Here is a 3046-nt window from a genome sequence, read left to right on the forward strand (position 1 = left end):
CTTCAACTGGCCCTGCACACCCTGCGGCTTGATGTCCCACCCGGTCATCCCACACACCCCCCGTACGCACCACAAAGCCAAGCCACCCACCCCGCACGGCGGGCGGCAACACGAAATCAGCGCGGCCCTCAGCCGATGCCGTCGACCGCGGCCTTCGCCCGCGCCAACGTCTGCGTGGCCGTTCCGTCGTTCTTCTCCAGCGTCGTCCGCAGCAGCCGGATGATGTTCCGCACCTCCTGCGACGTCGCGTTCCACCGCAGTGTGTCCCGCGCCGTGATCACCTGCTCCAGGCGACCGATCACCACCTGAAGCGCCGCCTGCACCTCCGTCGAAGCACCCGTGTCGTACGAACGCCGGTCCGTGCTACCCGCCATCACCCATCACTCCCCGTCAGACAAAACCCGCACGAACCCCACAACGCGACCGGAGTCAGCGGCCCCCGAAACGCGCCGCGTCGAAATTCGCCGACGCCATCTGCGACTTCGCGTTCTCGCCCTGCTCCTGGTCACCCGAACCGAACGCCGCGTCCATCCCCGACTGACCGCCCAGACCCCCGCTACGTACAACGAACATGCGTACGACCATGTCTATCAACCCGGCCGTTGCTACTGCAATCGAGAAATCAGCCAACGGCGTCGCGAACTTCACTCCGACGCTCGAAGCTCGGCGCCCAGGACGCGAGCGTCGGAGCGGGTCGTTCACTCTTGCGGGGGTACGTGATCGGGGTCCCGGCCCGAAGCTCGGGGCCCGGGGCACGAGGGCCGGGACACGGGATCCGGGATTCGAGCCCCCTTTTTCAACCGGTGGGAAAAAGACAGGGGTTGGGGAAACCGCCCTACCTCCCGCCCCCGTCACGCCGAGTAGCCGAGGGGGATCTCACCCCTCGGCTCTCACAGAACCGTGCGTAACAGTCGCCCGTTACACGGCTCTTGTCGTTCTGGTCGTCAGACCGATACGGCACCCGTGGTCAGGCGCCAGTGCGCGAACATGCGGGGGTATCGCTGGGCGATCTCCTGCATCTTCGCGATGGCCTTCCGCTGGGCCGCGAGGCGTTTGTACTTCTGGCGGATCCAGCGCACCAGATAGGCGTTGATGCGCATCACGAAGGGGATCAGCTCCCACGGCCTGAAGCGGCTGTAGTAGTTGAGCCAGCCCGAGACCACAGGGTTGATCCTGTGGGCGAGCTCCTGGAAGGACAGTTCGGAGCGAGTGTGCAGGTGCCAGGACCGCAGCTCCCGCCCCATCTTTTTCAGGGCGTCCTTGCTGACCGCCGGGTCGAACGCCAGGAACAGGTTCCCGTGCCGACTCCGGTTCCTTCTGGCGCGGAACGTGTACCCGAGGAAGGTGAACGACGTGTGCTCGTAAGCGCCACGCCGGTGGCCGTCCTTGCAGTAAATGATCCGGGTCTTGTCCGGGTGCAGCTGCAACCCGACTTCGACCATCCTGTCCGTGAGCGCGGCCAGCACCTCGCGGGCCTGACGCTCAGTGACGCAGTGCAGCACCGCGTCGTCCGCATACCGCTCGAACCAGACGGACGGGAACTCCCGGTCCATCCAGGTATCAAACGCGTAGTGCAGGAACAGGTTCGCCATGACGGGAGATACCGGGGCCCCTTGAGGGGTCCCGCGCTCCCGTTCCAGCAGGGAGCCGTCGGGCATGACGAGCGGGGCGGCGAGCCACCGCCGCACGTACAACTTCACCCAGACGGCATCGGTGTGCGCTTCCACCGCCTTGACCAGCAGGTCCCAGGGCACGCTGTCGAAGAACTTGGCGATGTCGAACTCCACCACCCAGTCCCTTTTCCAGCAGCGTTCCCGGCATTTTCCTACCGCGTCCAAGGCGGACCGTCCGGGCCGGTATCCGAAGCTGTCCGGGTGGAAAATTGGCTCCACCCTGCGCATCAGATGCCGGGCCACCACAGTCTGCGCCACGCGGTCAGCGACAGCAGGAATGCCAAGCATTCTTTCGCCGCCTCCGTGTGGCTTGGGAATGGCCACCGCACGCACCGGAGGCGGAAAATATGAGCCCGACGACATGCGATTCCAGACCTTGTACAGATTGTTCTTCAGGTCCTTCTCGAACTCGGCGATGCTCTGCTCGTCCACACCGGGTGCACCCTTGTTAGCCCTGACTTCCTCCCACGCCTCCTTGATTTCCCACTTTGAAATATCAAACGGCTTGGTCGACGATTTCAACTGGCCCATCGAACTCCTCCCGGACGCCGTCCGGTTGATACGATCAACTCAGTCACGAACGACCCGGCCCCTTCGCTCCGCCCCGATTACAGGGGTTTCATCACTACTACGAGCCGGTCCGCCAGCAGGTCCCGCGTCGGTACTCGACCCCTTGCAGTGACTGCTGCTTGGGGCACTCCCTCTCGCCCGCCGCTCGGCGGGCAGTATCGGGACTTGCCTTCTCCTGTTCCATGTGGAAGCCGCAGACCGGACTCACGTCGCCTGTATGCCGGACACCGCCTGGCCAATAAGCGGGCACCCGCCAGGCTCATCCCGGAGTTCTGACCACACCCCGGTTTCGATGCCGTCTGCTACTTTTTCGACACGTCAGCAGCGATTCACTTGCGTTCGTCTTCCCGGTCCCCACCTGACGCCTCTCACGACGCCTTTTCCCCATCGCTCACCACGACAGTCATTAGCTAACGCAGCATGAGGCGGTTTAGAGCCTCCCCCCACAGGGCGGCTCCGAAGGGCCACAAAACCTTCATCTCCCACACAGCATCACTTCCAGAAGTTGCCTAAGATCAACTCCCTTTCATGTTCAGGACACAAGGCCAGCAAGTATGACTAATCGCGACAGCTTGCGGCGCGATGCCGCGACTGCTTACGGTGCGAGAACTAAACGACCCCGACGCGGTGTTGATCGCACCAGGCCGGGGTCTCACCGCAAGATCGAGCCCGATAGAAAGTCGATCCCTTGGCTACTCAGCACACTAGTGTCCTGAGTCGTTAGTTCGCGCGCGGTTGTAGGGTGGGCTGATGCCTGGTCCGAAGCCGTTGCCGCTGGAGCTGTCCGATCACGAACGCCGTGT

Annotated in this window: 3 protein-coding genes; all 3 read right to left on the reverse strand. The window is 63.6% G+C overall.

The features are described 5' to 3' along the window. Nucleotides 1–128: 128 nt before the first annotated feature. A complete protein-coding gene (locus IG90_RS0138495) occupies nt 129–374 on the reverse strand; it encodes a hypothetical protein (protein ID WP_030595874.1) in 246 nt (81 codons plus the stop codon). A gap of 55 nt (nt 375–429) precedes the next feature. After that, entirely contained in the window at nt 430–573 is a 144-nt protein-coding gene (locus IG90_RS0138500) for a hypothetical protein (protein WP_157847102.1), read from the reverse strand. Nucleotides 574–944: 371 nt separating this feature from the next. After that, a complete protein-coding gene (gene ltrA, locus IG90_RS0138505) occupies nt 945–2204 on the reverse strand; it encodes a group II intron reverse transcriptase/maturase (RefSeq protein ID WP_030595879.1) in 1260 nt (419 codons plus the stop codon). Nucleotides 2205–3046: the final 842 nt, after the last annotated feature.

It is taken from the genome of Streptomyces anulatus (assembly GCF_000721175.1).
GTDB classification, from domain to species: Bacteria; Actinomycetota; Actinomycetes; order Streptomycetales; family Streptomycetaceae; genus Streptomyces; species Streptomyces anulatus_C.

Coding starts and splice junctions, on each gene's coding strand:
- IG90_RS0138495 (WP_030595874.1), bottom strand. CDS start 374: ATGGCGGGTAGCACGGACCGGCGTTCGTACGACACGGGTGCTTCGACG.
- IG90_RS0138500 (WP_157847102.1), bottom strand. CDS start 573: ATGTTCGTTGTACGTAGCGGGGGTCTGGGCGGTCAGTCGGGGATGGAC.
- ltrA (WP_030595879.1), bottom strand. CDS start 2,204: ATGGGCCAGTTGAAATCGTCGACCAAGCCGTTTGATATTTCAAAGTGG.